This is a genomic window from Microbacterium sp. 77mftsu3.1 (genome assembly GCF_900100525.1).
Lineage (GTDB): Bacteria > Actinomycetota > Actinomycetes > Actinomycetales > Microbacteriaceae > Microbacterium > Microbacterium aquilitoris.
Map to the genome: position 1 here is coordinate 318,249 of NZ_FNCR01000005.1, position 17,719 is coordinate 335,967.

Annotated in this window: 15 protein-coding genes; 12 read left to right on the forward strand and 3 right to left on the reverse strand. The window is 68.9% G+C overall.

The features are described from left to right. Nucleotides 1-30: 30 nt before the first annotated feature. Nucleotides 31-879: an NAD-dependent epimerase/dehydratase family protein gene (locus BLR68_RS14420; RefSeq protein WP_018185776.1), complete on the forward strand. Its 849-nt coding sequence runs from the start codon at nt 31-33 to the stop codon at nt 877-879. Nucleotides 880-883: 4 nt separating this feature from the next. Here the strand turns inward: BLR68_RS14420 and BLR68_RS14425 are convergent, their stop codons facing one another. Then, nucleotides 884-1,717 carry a hypothetical protein gene (locus tag BLR68_RS14425; protein WP_256335405.1) on the reverse strand — a complete coding sequence of 278 codons (834 nt, stop codon included), beginning with the start codon at nt 1,715-1,717 and terminating at the stop codon, nt 884-886. Nucleotides 1,718-1,852: 135 nt separating this feature from the next. On the opposite strand from BLR68_RS14425, the gene BLR68_RS14435 reads away from it, so the two are divergent. The 9 genes from BLR68_RS14435 (at nt 1,853) to BLR68_RS14475 (ending at nt 12,859) form a co-directional block, all read left to right on the forward strand. Next, complete coding sequence (locus BLR68_RS14435) at nt 1,853-2,986, forward strand: glycosyltransferase (protein ID WP_018185779.1); 1,134 nt, start codon at nt 1,853-1,855, stop codon at nt 2,984-2,986. After that, nucleotides 2,986-3,246, forward strand: coding sequence for a glutaredoxin family protein (locus tag BLR68_RS14440; protein ID WP_018185780.1), 261 nt, complete (start codon nt 2,986-2,988; stop codon nt 3,244-3,246). Before BLR68_RS14435 ends, BLR68_RS14440 begins: the two co-directional genes overlap by 1 nt. A gap of 19 nt (nt 3,247-3,265) precedes the next feature. After that, nucleotides 3,266-4,954, forward strand: coding sequence for an aldehyde dehydrogenase family protein (locus tag BLR68_RS14445; protein WP_018185781.1), 1,689 nt, complete (start codon nt 3,266-3,268; stop codon nt 4,952-4,954). 279 nt (nt 4,955-5,233) lie between these two features. Next, entirely contained in the window at nt 5,234-6,757 is a 1,524-nt protein-coding gene (locus tag BLR68_RS14450) for a sugar transferase (RefSeq protein ID WP_018185782.1), read from the forward strand. Next, a complete protein-coding gene (locus BLR68_RS14455) occupies nt 6,757-8,004 on the forward strand; it encodes a DUF1972 domain-containing protein (RefSeq protein WP_018185783.1) in 1,248 nt (415 codons plus the stop codon). Before BLR68_RS14450 ends, BLR68_RS14455 begins: the two co-directional genes overlap by 1 nt. A gap of 98 nt (nt 8,005-8,102) precedes the next feature. Further along, nucleotides 8,103-9,092 carry an acyltransferase family protein gene (locus BLR68_RS14460; protein ID WP_018185784.1) on the forward strand — a complete coding sequence of 330 codons (990 nt, stop codon included), beginning with the start codon at nt 8,103-8,105 and terminating at the stop codon, nt 9,090-9,092. Beyond that, nucleotides 9,089-10,519, forward strand: a complete 1,431-nt coding sequence (locus BLR68_RS14465; protein WP_018185785.1) for a lipopolysaccharide biosynthesis protein — start codon at nt 9,089-9,091, stop codon at nt 10,517-10,519. The genes BLR68_RS14460 and BLR68_RS14465 overlap by 4 nt, the downstream gene beginning before the upstream one ends. Before the next feature lie 37 nt (nt 10,520-10,556). After that, on the forward strand, nt 10,557-11,669 hold the full coding sequence (locus tag BLR68_RS14470) for a polysaccharide pyruvyl transferase family protein (protein WP_018185786.1): 1,113 nt from the start codon (nt 10,557-10,559) through the stop codon (nt 11,667-11,669). Further along, the gene (locus tag BLR68_RS14475) at nt 11,666-12,859 is read left to right on the forward strand and encodes a glycosyltransferase (protein ID WP_018185787.1); all 1,194 of its coding nucleotides are present in this window, start codon (nt 11,666-11,668) and stop codon (nt 12,857-12,859) included. Before BLR68_RS14470 ends, BLR68_RS14475 begins: the two co-directional genes overlap by 4 nt. On the opposite strand, the gene BLR68_RS14480 is transcribed toward BLR68_RS14475, so the two are convergent. Further along, nucleotides 12,784-13,518 carry a hypothetical protein gene (locus BLR68_RS14480; RefSeq protein ID WP_143015768.1) on the reverse strand — a complete coding sequence of 245 codons (735 nt, stop codon included), beginning with the start codon at nt 13,516-13,518 and terminating at the stop codon, nt 12,784-12,786. The genes BLR68_RS14475 and BLR68_RS14480 overlap by 76 nt on opposite strands. A gap of 341 nt (nt 13,519-13,859) precedes the next feature. On the opposite strand from BLR68_RS14480, the gene BLR68_RS14485 reads away from it, so the two are divergent. Next, nucleotides 13,860-15,266: a tyrosine-protein kinase domain-containing protein gene (locus tag BLR68_RS14485; protein WP_018185789.1), complete on the forward strand. Its 1,407-nt coding sequence runs from the start codon at nt 13,860-13,862 to the stop codon at nt 15,264-15,266. Beyond that, entirely contained in the window at nt 15,263-16,555 is a 1,293-nt protein-coding gene (locus tag BLR68_RS14490) for a hypothetical protein (RefSeq protein ID WP_018185790.1), read from the forward strand. The genes BLR68_RS14485 and BLR68_RS14490 overlap by 4 nt, the downstream gene beginning before the upstream one ends. On the opposite strand, the gene BLR68_RS14495 is transcribed toward BLR68_RS14490, so the two are convergent. Beyond that, nucleotides 16,482-17,549, reverse strand: coding sequence for an acyltransferase family protein (locus BLR68_RS14495; RefSeq protein WP_176770689.1), 1,068 nt, complete (start codon nt 17,547-17,549; stop codon nt 16,482-16,484). The genes BLR68_RS14490 and BLR68_RS14495 overlap by 74 nt on opposite strands. Between the last annotated feature and the right edge of the window lie 170 nt (nt 17,550-17,719).

Sequence of the window (17,719 nt, forward strand, 5' to 3'; positions counted from 1 at the left end):
GCTATCCGACGCGCGTGCCATGCTGACGGGATGCGCATCGCCGTCACCGGTTCGTCCGGAAAACTCGGGTCCGTCGTCGTCCGCGAACTCACCGCCGCCGGCCACGAGGTGATCGGCTTCGACCAGCACGGCACCCGCGGCCCCGGCTTCGTGCAGATCGACCTCACCGACCACGGACAGGTCGTCGACGCGCTGACGGGCGTCGGCGATCAGCACAACGGCATCGACGCCCTCGTCCACCTCGCCGCGATCCCGGCCCCTGGCATCCGGCCCGATGTCGCGACCTTCCACAACAACATCACGACCACGTTCAACGTGTTCTGGGCGGCGCTCCGCCTCGGGATCACGAAGATCGTCTACGCCTCGAGCGAGACGGTTCAGGGACTGCCGTTCGACGTGCCGCCGCCCTACATCCCGGTCGACGAGGACTACCCGGCGCGTCCCGAATCGGTCTACTCGCTCGTGAAGCACCTCGAGGAGCAGATGGCGATCGAGCTGACGCGGTGGTACCCCGAGGCATCCATCACCGCCCTCCGTTTCTCGAACGTCATGTGGCCCGAGGACTACGCGGAGTTCCCCTCGTTCGACGCCGACGCGCGGCAGCGCAAGTGGAACCTGTGGAGCTACATCGACGCCCGCGACGGATCGCAGGCCATCGAACGCGCGCTCGAGGTCGCCGGCCCCGGCTTCGACCACTTCCTCATCGCGGCGGCCGACACCGTCATGAGTCGCCCCAACGCCGAGCTGGTCGCCGAGGTGTTCCCCGGCGTCGAGCTCCGCGGCGACCTCGGAGTCAACGACTCGCTGTTCTCGACCACGAAGGCGCAGCGGGTGCTCGGTTACCGGCCGCAGCACTCATGGCGCGACTCCGTGGGCTGAGCGCTCAGCCGCCGAATTCGGCGAGGACGTACACCTCGCTGTGGTTCACCGCGCAGATCTCGGCGATCGGATTCTGTGCGTCCCAGAACTCCTGCACCTCGGTCATCCCACCGGGAATCGGCGAGCGCTCCGCGAGAACCGTGTGGATCGACCGCAGGTACGGCGCGAGAGTGGTCGTCGACGACGCGGCGAGCATGTCCGCCGCATCCGCCGCGGCATCCACCCGTCGGTTCCATTCATCGGCACCGAAGGCCGCGTAGAAGCCGTAGCCCTCGTCGGCGTTCGTGACCTGGCTGTAGACGCCCGAGAACAGCTCGCACTCCTCGGCGAGCGCGGCGTCCTGCGGGAATGGGGCCGATGAATACGAGACGGATGCCGCCCACTCGGCCTCCGGGGCCAGGCCGAGCGTGAGCTCCGGCGCCGACCGGGCCTCCCACGGCCAGGCGAGGACGCGATCGGGATCGCAGGATCCGGACTGCGGCGCCTGCCCGAGCATCATCGAGTCGCCGAGCTCCGCCGTGAATCGCTCCGCGGGGTCGCACGTCAGCTGGACGAGCACCGACTGGGTGCCGGCCGGCACGTCGAGGGCGACGGGGCCGGGCCCGGTGCCCGAGAACGCCTGCGTCGCGATCACCGTCGGCGACGCCGGGGCCGGCTCGGCCGTCGGTGACGTCGGCGCGGGTGCGACCACCGGCGCCTCCACCGTCGGTCGGGCTTCTCCCGCGGGCTCCACGACCGTCGACACGCATCCCGCCGACAGCATCACCACCGCGGCCGCGATCACGGCCGCCTTCGCGCCTCGACGCGTGCGCGGCGCAGCGGCATCCCCCCAGATCATCTGATCTGTCTATCAGACGGCCCGGGACCCCGTCAGCGGATCCCTGTCGTTCGCCGGGGACATCCTCAGTCCGGTGCGCCCGGTCCCGGCTAGGCTGAGACGTCCCCGTGCCCGCCGAGCATCGCGAGCCCCGCCATGGATCTGTCGATCATCGTCCCGACCTTCAACGAGGGTCCGAACATCGACGAGCTGTTGCGTCGCATCGGGGAGAGCCTCGAGGGGCGCGTGTTCGAGGTCGTCTTCGTCGATGACTCGACGGACGACACCCCGCAGGTCATCGCGGCCGCGGCGAAGGGCGCCCCGTTCCCCGTGCGCCTCATCCACCGGGAGAACGCCGATGCCGGCCTCGGCGGCGCGGTCGTCGCGGGATTCCAGGCGGCCACCTCGCGCTGGTGCCTCGTCATGGACGGCGACCTGCAGCATCCACCCGAAGACATCCCCCGACTGATCGAGCGGGCCGACCGAGGCGACGTCGACGTCGTCGTCGCTTCGCGCTATGCGTCCGGGGGCACGTCGAAGGGCCTCGCCGATGCGACCCGCACCGCCGTCTCGCGCGCCTCGACCGCGCTGACCAAGGCGATGTTCCCGCGGAAGCTCGCGAACTGCTCCGACCCGATGACCGGGTTCTTCCTGCTCGACACCCACGCCGTCGACGTCGGCGCGCTCCGCCCTCGAGGCTTCAAGATCCTGCTCGAAGTCCTCGCGCGACGTCAGCTGCGGGTCGACGAGGTCCCCTTCGACTTCGCCTCCCGCCACGCCGGCACCTCGAAGGCGACCTTCACGCAGGGCGTCCGCTTCCTGACCCAGCTCGCCATGCTGCGCTTCGGTCGGATGTCGGCGTTCGCCCTCGTCGGCGGGTTCGGCGCCATCGCGAACCTCGTCATCATGTGGGGTCTGATCCGACTGGGGATGGACTACGTGCCGGCGGCCATCGTCGCGAGCGTCATCACGATCATCACGAACTTCCTGCTGCTCGAGTACCTCGTCTTCGCCGACATGAGGTCCGAGTCGGGGCGGATGCTCACCCGGTTCCTCAAGTCGTTCTCCTTCAACGGCCTCGAAGCGATCATCCGCATCCCGGTCCTGTCGATCATCGTCGAGGCCACCCACATCCCCGCCGTGCTGGCCGCGGCTCTCACGCTCGTCGCCGCCTTCGTCCTGCGCTTCGTCTTCCACGCACTCGTCGTCTACGCACCGCGCCGGCCGATACGTGCCGTCGCGGCCCAGGAATCCGAGCCCGCAGCAGCGGGCGGGCGTACCCTGGAGTGATGACCGACACGTCCACTCAGATCACGATGTTCGGCGCCGAATGGTGCCGCGACTGCCGCCGCACGAAGGCGCAGCTCGACACCCTCGGAGTCGATTACCGGTACGTCGACCTCGAGGCCGAGCCCGACGCCGCCGACATCGCCCGCGAGATCTCCGGACGCACCAACATCCCGGTCGTCGTGTACCCCGACGCCACGCATCACGTCGAGCCCAGCAACGACGACGTCGCGGCCAAGCTCCGCGAACTGTCGCTCATCTGAGTCCACCGGCACAGCGACGATGACGACGACGTCACCGGCCACGCCGCACGAGCACTCCCCCGAGGCCCGCACCGATCTCGACTCCGCCCTCACCCGGCTGCGCGCCGGTTCGAGCGAGTGGACCGCACTCACCGCTGCCGGGCGTCGTGATCTGCTCCGGCGCATCCGCTCCGCCGTCGCCGGCGCCGCCGATGATTGGGCGCGCATCGCCGCCGCGAGCAAAGGGCTCGAGCCGCGGCATCCGCTCGCCGGAGAAGAGTGGCTCGCCGGCCCATACGCCGCCATCGTCGCGCTCGACGCGTACATCGGAACGCTCGACGCGCTCGCCCGCGGGCGCAGTCCGCTCGCCGGCGTCCGCACCGGCACCGCGCCCGGCGGTCGCACCGTCGTCCACACCTCGCCGCTGAACGCCGCCGACCGGATCCTCCTCTCGGGCTACACGACCGAGGTCTGGTTGCAGCCGGGCGTCACCACGCACGAGGCGAGGGATGCCGCGGGCCTCGCCTCGCGGCATCCGCTCCGCAGCGGCGGGGTCGGCCTGATCCTGGGCGCGGGGAACGTGACCTCGATCCCCTTCCTCGACGTGCTGTACGAGCTGCTCGCCGAAGGGCGCGTCGCACTGCTGAAGGTGAATCCGACGCAGGATGCGCTCGTGCCCGTGTTCGAGCGGGCGTTCGCGCCGCTCGTCGAGGCCGGGTTCGCCGCAGTCGTGAGCGGAGGCGGTGACGTCGGGGCCTACCTGACGCGGCATCCCGAGATCGACCACGTCCACATCACCGGGTCGGAGACGACCTTCCGTGCCATCGTCGGCTCCGGCGACGACCGCCTGCGCGTGCCGATCACGGCCGAGCTCGGCGGCGTGTCGCCGATCATCGTCGTGCCGGGGCGCTGGACGGCGGCCGACCTGCGGTTCCAGGCCGAGCACGTCGCCACGATGCGGCTGCACAACAGCGGGCACAACTGCATCGCCGGTCAGGTCGTGCTCCTCAGCCGCGACTGGGATCAGCGCGAGGACTTCGAGCGCGAGCTGCGCCGCGCCTTCGCGCGGACGCCGAAGCGGCCCGTCTGGTATCCGAACGCGGCGGCGCGGCTCGGGCACGTGCGCGAGGTCTACCCCGATGCCGAGTGGTTCGCCGACGGCACGCGGGCGATCGCGGTGGGTGACGGTGAGATCGAGACGACCGAGTACTTCGCCCCCGTGCTCGGGATCGTCGACCTGCCCGGCACCGGCGCCGCGTTCGTCGATGCCGCCGTCGCGCACGCGAACGAGCGACTCACCGGAACCCTCGGCGCGAACGTCCTCGTCGACCCCGTCACACAGCACCGCCTCGGCTCCCCGTTCGACGAGGCGATGGCTCGCCTGCGCTACGGCACGGTGGCCATCAACGCGTGGACGGCGTTCGGGTTCCTCACGCCCACGGCGACGTGGGGCGCGTTCCCGGGCGGCACCGTCGACGACGCGCCGAGCGGCATCGGGATCGTCCACAACGCACTCCTGTTGGACCAGGTCGAGCGGAGCGTCGTCCGCGGACCGTTCCGCCCCTTCCCCCGCTCCCTCGGCCGTGGACGCTTCTCGATGCTGCCGAAGCCGCCGTGGTTCGTGACCTCGCGCACGGGACGCGCGGTGTCGGAGGGCTTCGCCCGGTTCCGGATCGACGGCCGCATCGGCCCGCTCGTCGTGACGCTCGCCCGCGCCTTCGGCGCCTGAGCTCGGCGCCCGGCGGCGCAGCCGGGGATCGCGGGCCGGGGGCTCTGACGACATGACGCGTCGGTTTACATCGAGTTAACGCCGCGCGCTCGCACGACCGTTCGTCGCACGCTACAGTTGCCATCGAGTGGATCGCGCGGCCGGGGGGTCGTGCGGAGGTTCTTGGGGGACCGCGAAGCTCATTGGGGAACTATGCATCCGCCTTGGGGGCGGGTGCAGTGATCGCACATTGCTTGGGGGCATGATGCGGACACCGTCCGATGTGTGTGGGGACGCACGATGAGCGCGGTCGAGGGCATCTCGCCCGGCCTGTCGCTGTCAGGGCTGAGCCCGCTGACGACCGTGCGCACGTGGGCCGGCGAAGCGCCGCGGGCATCCGCCGCGCTGGTCAGCCGTCAGCAGTGGGAGCGCCGCTTCCGCGTGCGGCTGCGAACCAGCGACACGGCGATCGTCGCCGTGGCCTGCGCGTTCGCGACCGTCCGCGTGACGGCATCGGGCGCCGTCGCCCCGGTCCCGTACAGCGCGGTCGCGATCGCGCTCGCGACCGGCACGCTCTGGCTCGTCGCGCTGATGCTCTTCAACACCCGGTCGGCGAGCGTCGTCGGCTCGGGCTCGGTGGAGTACGCCCGCGTCGCTCACGCGACCGGGCTCGCGTTCGGGCTTCTCGCGATCATGTTCGTCGTCTTCGAGTGGGGCGGGATCCGCGCGCAGCTGTTCACCGCTCTCCCCCTCGGGACACTCGCGCTCCTGTTCTCGCGATGGGGATGGCGGCGGTGGCTCGTCGCGCAGCGCGCCGAGGGCAGGTTCGCCTCGCGCACCGTCGTCGTCGGGTCGCGGGATGACGTCGAGTACGCGATCCGCACCCTCGGGCCCGCGGGCCAGCTCGGCTACCTCGTCGTCGGGGTCGCGCTCCTCGAAGGCGCCGGCGAGCGCGTGAGCGTCGACGGGGTCGACTACCCGGTGATGCACGGCGAGGACGCCGTCCTCCGTGCGGCGGAGATCTACGAAAGCGACACGATCGTCGTCGCGAGCCAGCCGGCGGGCGATCCCACGTATGTGAAGCGCCTCTCCTGGTCACTGGAAGGCACCGCTGCCGAGCTCGTGATCTCGAGCCGGCTCGCCGACGTCGCAGGACCGCGGATGTCGCTCCGGCCGGTCGAGGGGATGCCGCTCATCCACGTGAAGATCCCGACCTTCGAGGGGGCTTCCTTCTACGTCAAGCGGGCGCTGGACATCCTGGTGTCGACCACCGCCCTCCTCGCCTTCGCTCCGGTGGCCGCGGTCATCGCTCTGGCCATCAAGACGAACGACGGCGGCCCGGTCTTCTTCCGCCAGGCGCGCGTCGGCCGAGACGGGCGCGAGTTCGCGATGCTGAAGTTCCGGACGATGCGGGTGGATGCCGAGTCCGAGCTCGCCGCGCTGCTCGCCCGCAACGAGGGCTCGGGCCCGCTCTTCAAACTGAAGCAGGACCCCCGGGTCACCCGCGTCGGCCAGATCCTCCGGAGGTTCTCGCTCGACGAGGTGCCGCAGTTCTGGAACGTCCTACGCGGCGACATGAGCGTCGTCGGGCCGCGCCCGCCGCTGCCCGCCGAGGTCACCGCCTACGACGGCACCGTCTTCCGCCGTCTCTACATCAAGCCCGGCATCACCGGACCGTGGCAGGTCGGCGGACGAAGCGACCTCTCCTGGGAGGAGAGCGTCCGCCTCGACCTCCGCTATGTCGAGAACTGGACCGTCATGACCGATCTCGTCCTGATGTGGCGAACCGCCAAAGTCATGGTCACACGTGAGGGAGCGTACTGATGGTCATCGAAATCCCGCGCCCGGTCGACACCGACGCCGACCGCGGTCGGCACCGGACGCGGACGCTCGAGACGCGGACGCTGCACATCGCGATGATCGGCACCCGGGGGGTGCCGGCCTGCTACGGCGGCTTCGAGACGGCGGTCGAGGAGATCGGTCGTCGCCTCGTCGAACGCGGCCACGAGATCACGGTCTACTCACGGGGCGCGAGTACCCGGACCTCGGAGTACCTCGGCATGAGGGTCGTCCACCTTCCGGCCGTCTCCGTGAAGCAGCTCGAGACACTCAGCCACACCGGGCTCTCCGCCGTGCACGCCGTGTTCGGCCGGCGGACGGATGCGGCCTTCGTGTTCAACGCCGCGAACTCGCCGTTCCTCCCGGTCCTGCGTGCCCGCGGCATCCCGACCGCCCTCCACATGGACGGTCTCGAATGGAAGCGCTCGAAGTGGGGCCGGCGCGGCAAGGCCTACTACCGCTGGGCCGAGGAGTTCGGCGTGCGGACGGCCGACGCCCTCATCGCGGACGCCCCCGGCATCGGCGAGTACTACGACCGCGAGTTCGGGGTCCCGACGGAGCTGATCCGCTACGGAGCGCCCATCCTGGACGATGCACCGACCGACGGCATCCGCGCCCTCGATCTCACCCCCGGCGGGTACCACCTGGTCGTCGCGCGGTTCGAGCCCGAGAACCATGTGCTCGAGATCGTGGCCGGCTATCGGGCCAGCTCCGCGACCACTCCCCTCGTCGTGGTCGGCTCGGCGCCGTACGCCGCCGAGTACACGCAGCGCATCCGCGCCGCGGCCGGCGACGACCCCCGCATCCGATTCCTGGGCGGCGTGTACGACCAGGACCTGCTCGACGCGCTGTACTTCCACGCGACGTCGTACGTGCACGGGCACTCGGTCGGCGGGACGAACCCCTCGCTCCTGCGCGCCATGGGTGCGGGCACTGCCGTGCTCGCCTACGACGTCGGCTTCAACCACGAAACCCTCGACGAGCACGGCCTGTTCTTCGCGGATGCCGCCGAGGCCACCCGACACTTCAGCACCCTCGAGAGCGATCCCGTCAGGGTCGCCGCACTCGGTCTGCACGCCCGCGAGCGCGCTGCCGCAGCCTTCCGGTGGGACGACGTGACCAGTGATTACGAAGACCTGGCGAGGCGTCTCGCCCAGGGGGAGTCCATGCACGATCGAGGCCGCCGGGCTCGCCGCGACAGCCGAGCGCACAGCCTGAGGGGCACCGGATGAAGGCGAGGAACGCACTCATCGCGCCGGGTCATGATGTGCCGGGACGCCATACGGCAGGCTGGGCGCCGACGTCACGGACGACGGGACGCGTCGAGTGGATGGACACCCTTCGAGGCACCGCCATACTCCTCCTCATCCTCTGGCACGCATCGTCCATCCCGGTGCGATTCGGGTTCGATATGCCGACCTGGCTGTTCCTTGTGAACGAAGCGTTCCTGCCCTGGCGGATGCCGACTCTGATGTTCTTGTCAGGGCTGCTTTTGGCGGGCTCGCTCCGCAAGCCCGCGTCCGTCTACATCGTCGGCAAGGTGAGGAACCTGCTCTGGCCCTACGCCTTGTGGGCCGCTGTCTACTTGTCGCTCTTCCCCGGATCCGGTGAGGCGATCAGCGACCCGATGTCGTGGTTCGGCGCGGGGTACCTGTGGTTCATCCTCTATCTCTTCGCCTACTACCTGGTGGCCCCGCTGGTCGTCCGCGCGCCGTGGTGGATCGCACTCCCGGCATTCACCGTCGGCGCGATCCTCATCCCGCATCCGTCGCCCCAGAAGATCTGCTTCTTCGCGGTGTTCTTCTTCGCCGGCCACTACGCCCGCACGCTGATCCCGTTCGTCCTCAATGCACCTCGCACGCTCGTCGGCGCCGTCGGCCTCGTCGCTGCGGCCTTCACCGCGGCATCGGTGACGCTGTCCGCGGTGACCGGAGCGCATTTCTTCGAGTTCGCACCCGCGTCGATCGTCTTCGTGCTCGCGCTCATCGCGCTCAGCATCCGCGTCGCACACACGCTCGGTCGTCGGGCATCGAAAAGCCCCCTCCGGCGCGGGATCGCGTGGATCGGTCGCAATTCCGTGGTCTTCTACCTGACGCACTTCCCGCTGATGATCATTGCGTGCGTGATCGCCCGACAGACCGCCGATGCGCTCGGACTGTGGATCGTCGGAGTCTGCTGCGCCACCGCACTTCTCGGCGGCGTCCCCCTGGCGCTGGCGAATCGCCACTGGAGTGTCTCCTGGCTGTTCCGCGCACCGAGCCTTCCCCAAGGGAGAACTCTCATCACCGCTCGCCCCCGGACCGTCGGCGGTGCCGCATGACGGCCGCCGAAACCATCCGTGCCCGCAGCGACGCCGCGAGCGAAGAGTCGCCTGACATCGACGTCGACGTCGCACGCCGGCTCGGAACGCGACGAGGAATGCTCGCGTCCGTCGGCGGCAGCGCGATCGCTCGCCTGACGGTGATGCCGCTCAGCGCGCTCCTGGGCATCGTCGTCACACGACTCATCCTCGACAATTACGGTGAAGCGACGTACGCCCAGTACACGCTCCTGGTCGGCATCGCGGCACTTCTGCCCTTCGCAGACCTGGGACTGTCCGCCGCGATCCTGAATGCCGCATCCGCAGCCGGAAACCCCCGCACAGACCTGAACTTCCGGGGTGTCCTCGTCTCGTGCATCCGCCTTCTGGCGTGTTGCGCGCTGGTACTTCTGACGGTCGCCGTGGGCATCTACGCCTTCGGGTATTGGGACGCTCTGCTCGGCGACGGGTTGAGCCTGGATTCGGGGGCCCTCGCCGCGACGCTCTGCCTCGCCATCCTCGCCCTCAATCTGCTCGTCTCCTTCGGGCAGCGCATCCTGATCGCGTTGGGCCTGAACACCCTCGTCGTCCTGCTGGGAGCCCTGCAGACGCCGATCGTCCTCCTCGTGCTCTGGCTGACGATCTCGGCCGGTGCGGGCGGCGGCTACATCGCCGTGGCGTCGTACGCAGGCACCTTCCTGGTCAGCGTCATCGCCTTCGTCGTCGCCGTTCGCCGGACCTCGCCCACGATCGGCATCGCGATCCGTCAGAGCTTCAGCCCCCGCGTGCGCGGAGAGCGCGTGCTCAACGTGGCGTGGCCGATGCTCGTGCAGATGATCGCCCTTCCTATCGCGATGTCCTCGGACCGTCTGGTGCTCAGCCATCTCGGCTCGCTCGATGACCTGACCGAGTACAGCTTGACGATGCAGATGTTCGGCCCGGCACTCGGGGTTCTCACCACGGCGGGAATGTCCCTGTGGCCGGTCTTCGCCCGGGCTCGCGCCACGGGAACCGCCACACCCTTCTCGCCGCACGCGATGGCCGGGATGTTCGCGGCGCTCGCGCTCATCGGCGGAACGCTCATCGTCGCGCTCTCAGGGTGGCTCGCCGAACTCGCCTCGGGTGGGCGCATCCATCTCGGCTGGCCGATCCTCGTGGCGGGGGCCATCTTCATCGTCGTCCAAGCGGTCAAGCAGCCGTACGGTATGGCGCTCACCGATCCGAGAGGTCTCGCCTTCCAGGCGGTCTGCGCGCTCGTGCTCCTTCCCGTGAACCTGGGGTTGACGATCTCCCTCACACCGAGCCTCGGTGCACCCGGGCCGCTCATCGGCTCCATCGTCGCCGTCGTCATCTGCCAGCTGGCGCCCAACATGATCCTCGTCCGGCAGCGCGCGCGTCGCGCCGCGCTCGTCGACGAGACACGAGAGACAGGAGTCCGCCATCAGTGACGTGTTGTCAGAAGAGGCGCCCGTTCGCACTTCGCCCGTGAGGCTCGCACAAGTCGGCGACTACTCCGTGTCCAACTGGGGCGATCAGCTCTACCCGGGTGTGACCGCTGACCTGCTCCGCCGCATCGGGCTCCTCTCCGAGATCACGCATTTCGCTCCTCTTGCGGGAACCACCCTGGCCGGCGAGCCGATCCGCCCACTGCACGAGATACGGCGGTCGGATGCCACTGCTGTGCTGGTCGGCGGCGGGGACCTCGTGCGCTTCGATACGACCACCGTCGCTCTCGACCACATGGCCATACCGGAGGCGGAACGGCATGGGCGCCTCCTCCGACTGCGAGCGGCGTGGTTCGCTCGCAGGCACTTCCTCGCCGGCCCCGGAGTGTGGCTCCCGGAGGACGACTGGGTCCGCGGCGCGCCGACGGTCCTGGTCTCCGTGGGAGCCCGTCGGATGGCGCACGATGCCCGAGCACGAGCGGTCGTGACTCGACTGCGCGGCGTATGGGTGCGGACGTCACACGCCGCACAGCAGTTCCAGGCGGCGGGCGTCGACGCTTCGCGCATCGTCCTGGCGCCCGACATGGTCTTCGCCCACCCGGCACTGTCCGATCCCCAAGGTTCAGCCGACCGAGGCCGACAGGTCATCCGTCGGCGACTCGGCATCGACGAGCCACTCGTCGTCTTCCATGCCGCGGCGTTCCACGGCTGGCCTGAGGCCCGGATCGAAGCCGCCCTGCGGTCTCTGGCCGGCCTCCCCGTCGCTGTCCTCTCACTGGGCGCCTATTCCGGCGAGGACCGCGCTCTGGCCGCGGCAGCCGAGCGAACCGGTGTCGGCGCCCTCATCGGCCTCGACGCGGACGAGATCGTCTCGGTGTTCGCCGCGGCGGGAGTGGTCTTCACGACGAGCATGCATGCAGCGATCGTCGCGGGCTCGTTCGGCACCCCCGTGCTCACCCCCGGCGTGGCGAAGACCGCCGAGGCTTTCGCGGCGTGCCCCGTCCCCCCGCGCGTCGAAGGCGTCAGCGACGAGGATCTGGCAGAGACCGTGCGCGCCCGACGCGGCGAACGCGTGTCGCATGACCCGACCCCCAATGCCCGAGCCGCAACGACAGCGATGACGTCGATCCTCACGATGGCCGGCGTGCTGTGACCACGCTGCAAACGGTCCTCGTGGCGCACCCCGGGGCGGAGTTGTTCGGCTCCGACCGGATGCTGCGTGAGTCCGTTGCAGGGCTTCGCGAGGGCGGCGCACGAGTCGTCGTGGTCGTGCCTACGGCCGGTCCCCTGATCCACGAGCTGCGCACTCTCGGCGCTGAGGTCGTCATCGCTCCTGGCCTCGTGCTCCGCAAGGCGCTCCTGCGACCGTCGGGGTGGTTGCGGTTGGTCAGAGAGGCCCTGCGCGGTTTCGGTTCGGCGTGGCGGCTCGTCCACCGCGTGAAACCCGACGCGGTGTACGTCAGCACCATCACCATCCCGCTGTGGCCGCTGGTCGCGTGGTTGCGCCGAGTGCCGGTCGTCAGCCATGTCCACGAAGCCGAGGCCTCGGGGAGTGTCCTGGTGAACCGGATGCTGTACATGCCCCACATGCTGGCTCAAGAAGTGCTGGTGAACAGTCGTTTCAGCCAGGAGACGATACGACAAGCGCTGCCGAAGCTCGCCTCCCGCGCGCAGCTCGTCCTCAACGGCGTCGTCGGCCCGGATCGGCCCGAGCCGCCTCGGGCCGACACCGACGGGGCCCTCCGCGTTCTGTACATGGGGCGCTTGTCTCCTCGGAAAGGGCCTGATCTGGTCCTCTCCGCGGCGTCTCTGCTCGCCCGAGAAGGCCTTCCGGTCGATGTCACGCTCGTGGGCGACACCTTCCCCGGATACGAGTGGTTCGGAGCGGAGCTGAGGCAGCAAGCGTCACGCGCGCCGAGGAGGATGTCGGTCCGCTTCGCGGGCTTCCAGCCCGATGTGTGGAGCTATGTCGCAGCGTCGGATGTCATCGTCGTGCCTTCGCGGATCGACGAGCCGTTCGGCAACACGGCCGTTGAGGCCGTCCTCGGCCTACGCCCGGTCATCGTCGCCGACACCAGTGGTCTGCGCGAGGCCGCCGACAGGTACGCCACGGCGCGCATGGTGCCCGTCGACGAGCCGGAGGCCATCTCAGCCCAGCTCCGGGCACTCTCGGAGTCGTGGGTGGCGGTGACAGCGGATGTCGAGGGGAGCCGGGCCGAAGCCCTCCGACGACACTCCCCCGAGTCCTACCGCGCGACCGTTCGCCGTCACGTCGAACGAGCGGTGCGTTCCGCCTCATCCATCAGCGTCGCGGCCGATCGACGGCGCGGCAGAACGCGGTAAGTGCGAAGCCCCCGGCCCTTGGCCACATCGTTCGGCAGATGATCGACGCCGCGAAGGAACTCCCGCCCCTCCTCCTGTGCAGCATCCCAGGAGTACGTGCTCGCGACCTTGCGACTCGCGTGCACGACGGCGGCTGCGTCGATCACTCCCATGGCCAGGCCGGCGTCCTCCATGAGACGGGCCCACTGGAAGTCCAGCCCCCACCCCCAGCGAAGGTCCGCCGGGAACGGCAGCAGCAGCCGTGCGGCATCCGCGCGCACCAGCGTGACCGGACCGATCTCGACGAACCTTGTGGTTCGAGCGACACTCAGCAGACGACGCTTCGCAACCGCCCAGTTCGCGTTGCTGAACCGCGTCTGCGCCGGCTGCGCGAGGGCGAGGTCGAGCCGCTCGCACACTTCGATCGCGAGATCCAGGAACCCGTGGGGAAGGACGACGTCGTCGTCGATGATCACGAGCCAATCCACCTCGGGCAGATCCCGCACCAAGACGTTGAGATTCTGGAACTTGCCGGCGACGAGGTGGTCGGCGCCGGTATCGGCCTGCATCCCCGCCGGAACGTCCCCCATGGCCCCGAGGCGGATCTTCACCTCGTGGCGCGATGCCCTCAGCTCCGTGACGGCCGCGCGGATGGGCTCCGCGTTCCGATAGATGCCCACCACACCGACGCTGCGGGGTGGCCCTTTTCGCACCGCGCCGACGCCTCGTGCGAACACCTCGTCCACGGCCTCGGACAACCGACGCCCCAGACGCCTGACCCCAAACCCACTCGTGCGCATGCGACTCCCCAAGTCTGCGTATTCCCCAGGTCAGACGATACCGCTCGTCGTCACGATTCACACACTTCCGACATCGCACGAGGGGGCGACCCCGTAGAATGCGGAAAAGAAAAGCGTCCGCTGGGGCCGTTGGGGCGGACGGGATGCTTGGGGGGATCTGCCATGGTGGATGACGTCGTCCGCGCGGGGAACGTGCGCTCGGGTGCTTCGAGGACTGCACGGTGAGCCTCAACGACTACTTCCTCGCCCTGCGCAAGCAGTGGCTGGCCATCCTCGTACTCGCTTTCCTGGGCGCCGCGATCGGATACGGCTATGCGCAGACGCAGACCGACGTGTACCGCGCACAGTCATCCGTCCTGGTCCTTCCGGCGCGCGGCGACAGCACAGCCGAGCTCGTTCAAGGGTCGAGCTACGTTCAGAGCCTCGTCAACACCTACGCGCTGGTGGCGACGTCTCCGGTCGTGCTCGAACCGGTGATCGATCGACTCGGGCTCTCGATATCACCACGCGCCCTCGCCGGACAGGTCACCGTCGAAACACCCCTCGACTCCGCCGTCCTGAACATCACGGTGACCGGAGGGTCGCCCTCGGGGACTGCGAGGATCGCGAACGCGATCGCCACCGAGCTCGCTGACGCCGTCGAGGGGCTGTCCCCGCAGACGAACACATCCGGCCCGGCCGTCCGGATCGAGACGATCAGCCCGGCCGCGGAGTCACGCGTTCCCATCGCGCCCAACACGAGACTGCTCATCATCGTGGGCGCCCTCGCGGGCCTGGTCGCCGGCATGGTGTACGCCTGGCTCCGCCGGCTCCTCGCAACCCGCCTTCAATCCCGCGAGGACATCGCCGGGGTAACGGAGACGCCGGTGCTCGGCGAGGTCACCGGCGTCGCACGCGGCTCGACGCTGCCCGATGCCGTTCGCAGAGCAGAGACAGGGCTGGCTGCCGAGTCCATCCGCGGCGTCGCCGCCGGACTCCGCTTCGCCAACGTCGACGGCGACACGAGCGTCATCCTCGTCACCTCCGCGACCTCCAACGAGGGCAAGTCCTCCGTGGCCCTCTCGACGGCTCTGATCCTTGCTGAACAGGGCCAACGCGTTCTGCTCATCGACGCCGACCTCCGACGTGGTTCGATCGCGAGGATGACCGGGCTCGAGGGCGGCGTCGGCGTGACGACCATCCTGGTGGGCGACATCGGCTTCGGCGACGCTATCCAGCACTGGGGAACGAGCAATCTCAGCGTTCTCGCGAGCGGAACCATCCCGCCGAATCCTGGCCAACTTCTGACGTCCGACCACCTGCGAGAGCTGGTCAAGGATGCACGTGCACGCTTCGACGTGGTCGTGATCGACAGCCCGCCCGTCCTCGCCGTGAGCGACCCGCTCTGGCTCGCACCCGTCGTCGACGGCATCCTCGTGGTCGCCAGACACCGCTTCACGAAGCGCCAGGCGCTCCGACGCACCCTGGACGAGCTCGAATCCACGCGCACGCGGATCCTCGGCATCGTTCTCAACGCCGTCAAGCGTGTCGATTCGAGCCCGTACCACGACAATGCCTACGCGACGTCGCAACCATCACGATGGCGCAAGAGCGAGCGTCTAGGCGGGAGAACGAAGGCGCGGGCGTGAACACCCGCGCGGTCCTTCCGAGCAGCACCACCTTCCTCCAGAAGAAGTGGACGGCTGAATCCGTCGTGGCGATGCTCGTGTGCGTCGTCATCGGGCTGAGACTCACTCTTCCTTTCAACGTTCCGGTCGGCGGCGCCCTCGGACTCCTTCTGATACCGCTGTGGCTCCCCCTACTGCGCCGCGCTCGTCTCTTCGTCGCCCTGGCGGCCCTTCTGGTCGTAGCCGCCGCGGCAGGAATGCTTCTCACCTGGTGGATGGCGGCAGAACGCGTCTCCCTCCCTTCGGCGGTCATCGAACGCAGCGCCGTCGCGCTCGGCCTGCTCGGGGCGGTCGGAGCTCTCCTGTGGGCGCGGACGATCGTGGGACTGTCGACCGTGGCCATCACGTACGGGGCCGGGATGGCCCTCGGAATCGCGGGCGACCTCGGCGGCAACGTCAGCTGGAGGTTCACCTTCTCGATCCCCCTGACGATCCTGCTCCTGGCCTTGGCTGCCCGCCGAGATCGATTCGTGCCTCAACTCGTCGTGGTCATCCTGCTCGCAGCGATCGGTGCGGTGAACGACGCGCGATCCAACACGGCCATGCTCATGCTGGCCGCAGTCGTCTTGATCTGGCAGCGAATCGGCCGGGCGACGGGGACCACACGACGGCGTGCCGGCAACATCGTGGGCGTCATCCTCTTCGGAGTGGCCGTCTTCTTCCTCGCGCAGGCCGCCATCCTCGAGGGGTTCTTCGGAGAAGCGACGAAGGATCGCACACAGGCACAGATCGATGAGTCGGGATCGCTTCTCCTGGGCGGCCGCCCCGAGATCGCGGCATCCGAGGCCCTCATTCGGCTCCACCCGCTCGGCTTGGGATCAGGAATCGTCGCCTCGCGCGCCGACATCACAGCGGCAAAGTCCTCGATGGCTGCCATCGGGTACGACCCGCACAACAATTACGTCGACAGATTCATGTTCGGCGGGGGAATCGAAGTCCATTCGATGCTCGGCGACTTCTGGCTGTGGTTCGGACTACCCGGACTCATGGCGTGCGCAGTGATCGCGGCCATCGCAGGGCTCGGCCTGGAGCGCGCCCTCCGCGAGGGTGCGTGCACAGCGCTGGCGATCTACCTCGCCACGCGGCTCCTCTGGGATCTCGCGTTCAGCCCGGCTGTCTCGGCGATGAAAACCCTTCCCTTGGCGTTGGTCGTGCTGGCCGTGCCCGTAGCAGCCGTCATCGCGCAGCGCTCGTCGGGTCGGCAGGATGCGCCACCAGGAGACCTCGCGGGGGATCAAAGAGGAACCTGAGGGGCGGGCGAGTCGATAGTCGGTGGAGGCCGAGAGACAGCGCAATCGCCACGCATGCGGTGACCGGCGGCAAGAACAGTGCGGCAGCCCGCACGATCTCACTGTTCTCCCCGAGCGCGACGCCTGCAGTCAGGAGGATGACGATCGGCGTGTGCGCGAGGTAGACCGGCAAGGTACGCGATCCGAGCCGCACGACAAGCGCGGAACGCTGCAACACCTGGCTGATGGCGATGCCCGCGAGCACCCCCAGACAGGCGAGCGCCGGATACACCCCCGGGATGCGCCCGAGGTCGAAGACGGTCACAGCCCATGCAGCCGCCGCCCAGCCGGTGAAGACCAGGCCGCGAAGAAGCCAACCGCTTCGCGCGGCGTAGGAGAACAGGGCCCGCCTTCCCACCATGCCCATCAGGAAGAACACGTAGTACTTGCAGGCGCCGGTCCAGCTGGGCGACGGAAAGGGCAGGACGTCGGTGAACGCGACGATGGACGCCGCTGCCGCGACCGGGATCGTGAGGGCCGCAGGGACCCGGCGCAGCGCCCTGTTGAGGAGGAAGAACAGAGCCAATGCCCAGATGAACCAGAGTTCGAATCGCGGGATGAGGGGCGAGATCACGGTGTCGAAGACCTCTCGACGCAGGTTGATCTCGACTCCGTGAACTGTTTGTCCGAGGAGGTACGGTCCGAGCCCCAGCAGCTCCCAGAGCAGGAAGACCCAGACGAACAGCCGGAGCTTCGAGTTCCACAACTGAGCGAGCGGCACCGAGGCCCACTTGGCGGCGAAGAGACCGGCCAGCGTGAAGAACAGCGGCATCCGCATCGTGGCGAGGACATCGTTGAGCCAGATCCATCCCGACACATCACCCGCCACACCGGCGAGCCATCGTGCGGAGTGGAAAAGGACGACGAGGGCGATCGCCAGCCCCTTGCCGGCGTCGACCCAGTCGACACGACCCTGCGGAAGCGTCGACTCGCGCCGCCACACTGATTCGAACACGATGACCCCCATCACCGACGCAGCCCCAACCGCGTACCCCACGCATCCCTGCGCAGATGAAAAGTGTCTCATGGCGAACGGCCTCGGGCACGCCCCATGTTCTGATGAGTCTCCGTCCGCGCCCCCCTACCCGAAGGCGAACGCCGAGATGTCACTCCCCCCAGCCCTCA

What these genes read in the sequence shown, in the direction of transcription:
- BLR68_RS14420 (WP_018185776.1), top strand. Translation starts at nt 31, where the DNA reads ATGCGCATCGCCGTCACCGGTTCGTCCGGAAAACTCGGGTCCGTCGTC.
- BLR68_RS14425 (WP_256335405.1), bottom strand. Translation starts at nt 1,717, where the DNA reads ATGATCTGGGGGGATGCCGCTGCGCCGCGCACGCGTCGAGGCGCGAAG.
- BLR68_RS14435 (WP_018185779.1), top strand. Translation starts at nt 1,853, where the DNA reads ATGGATCTGTCGATCATCGTCCCGACCTTCAACGAGGGTCCGAACATC.
- BLR68_RS14440 (WP_018185780.1), top strand. Translation starts at nt 2,986, where the DNA reads ATGACCGACACGTCCACTCAGATCACGATGTTCGGCGCCGAATGGTGC.
- BLR68_RS14445 (WP_018185781.1), top strand. Translation starts at nt 3,266, where the DNA reads ATGACGACGACGTCACCGGCCACGCCGCACGAGCACTCCCCCGAGGCC.
- BLR68_RS14450 (WP_018185782.1), top strand. Translation starts at nt 5,234, where the DNA reads ATGAGCGCGGTCGAGGGCATCTCGCCCGGCCTGTCGCTGTCAGGGCTG.
- BLR68_RS14455 (WP_018185783.1), top strand. Translation starts at nt 6,757, where the DNA reads ATGGTCATCGAAATCCCGCGCCCGGTCGACACCGACGCCGACCGCGGT.
- BLR68_RS14460 (WP_018185784.1), top strand. Translation starts at nt 8,103, where the DNA reads ATGGACACCCTTCGAGGCACCGCCATACTCCTCCTCATCCTCTGGCAC.
- BLR68_RS14465 (WP_018185785.1), top strand. Translation starts at nt 9,089, where the DNA reads ATGACGGCCGCCGAAACCATCCGTGCCCGCAGCGACGCCGCGAGCGAA.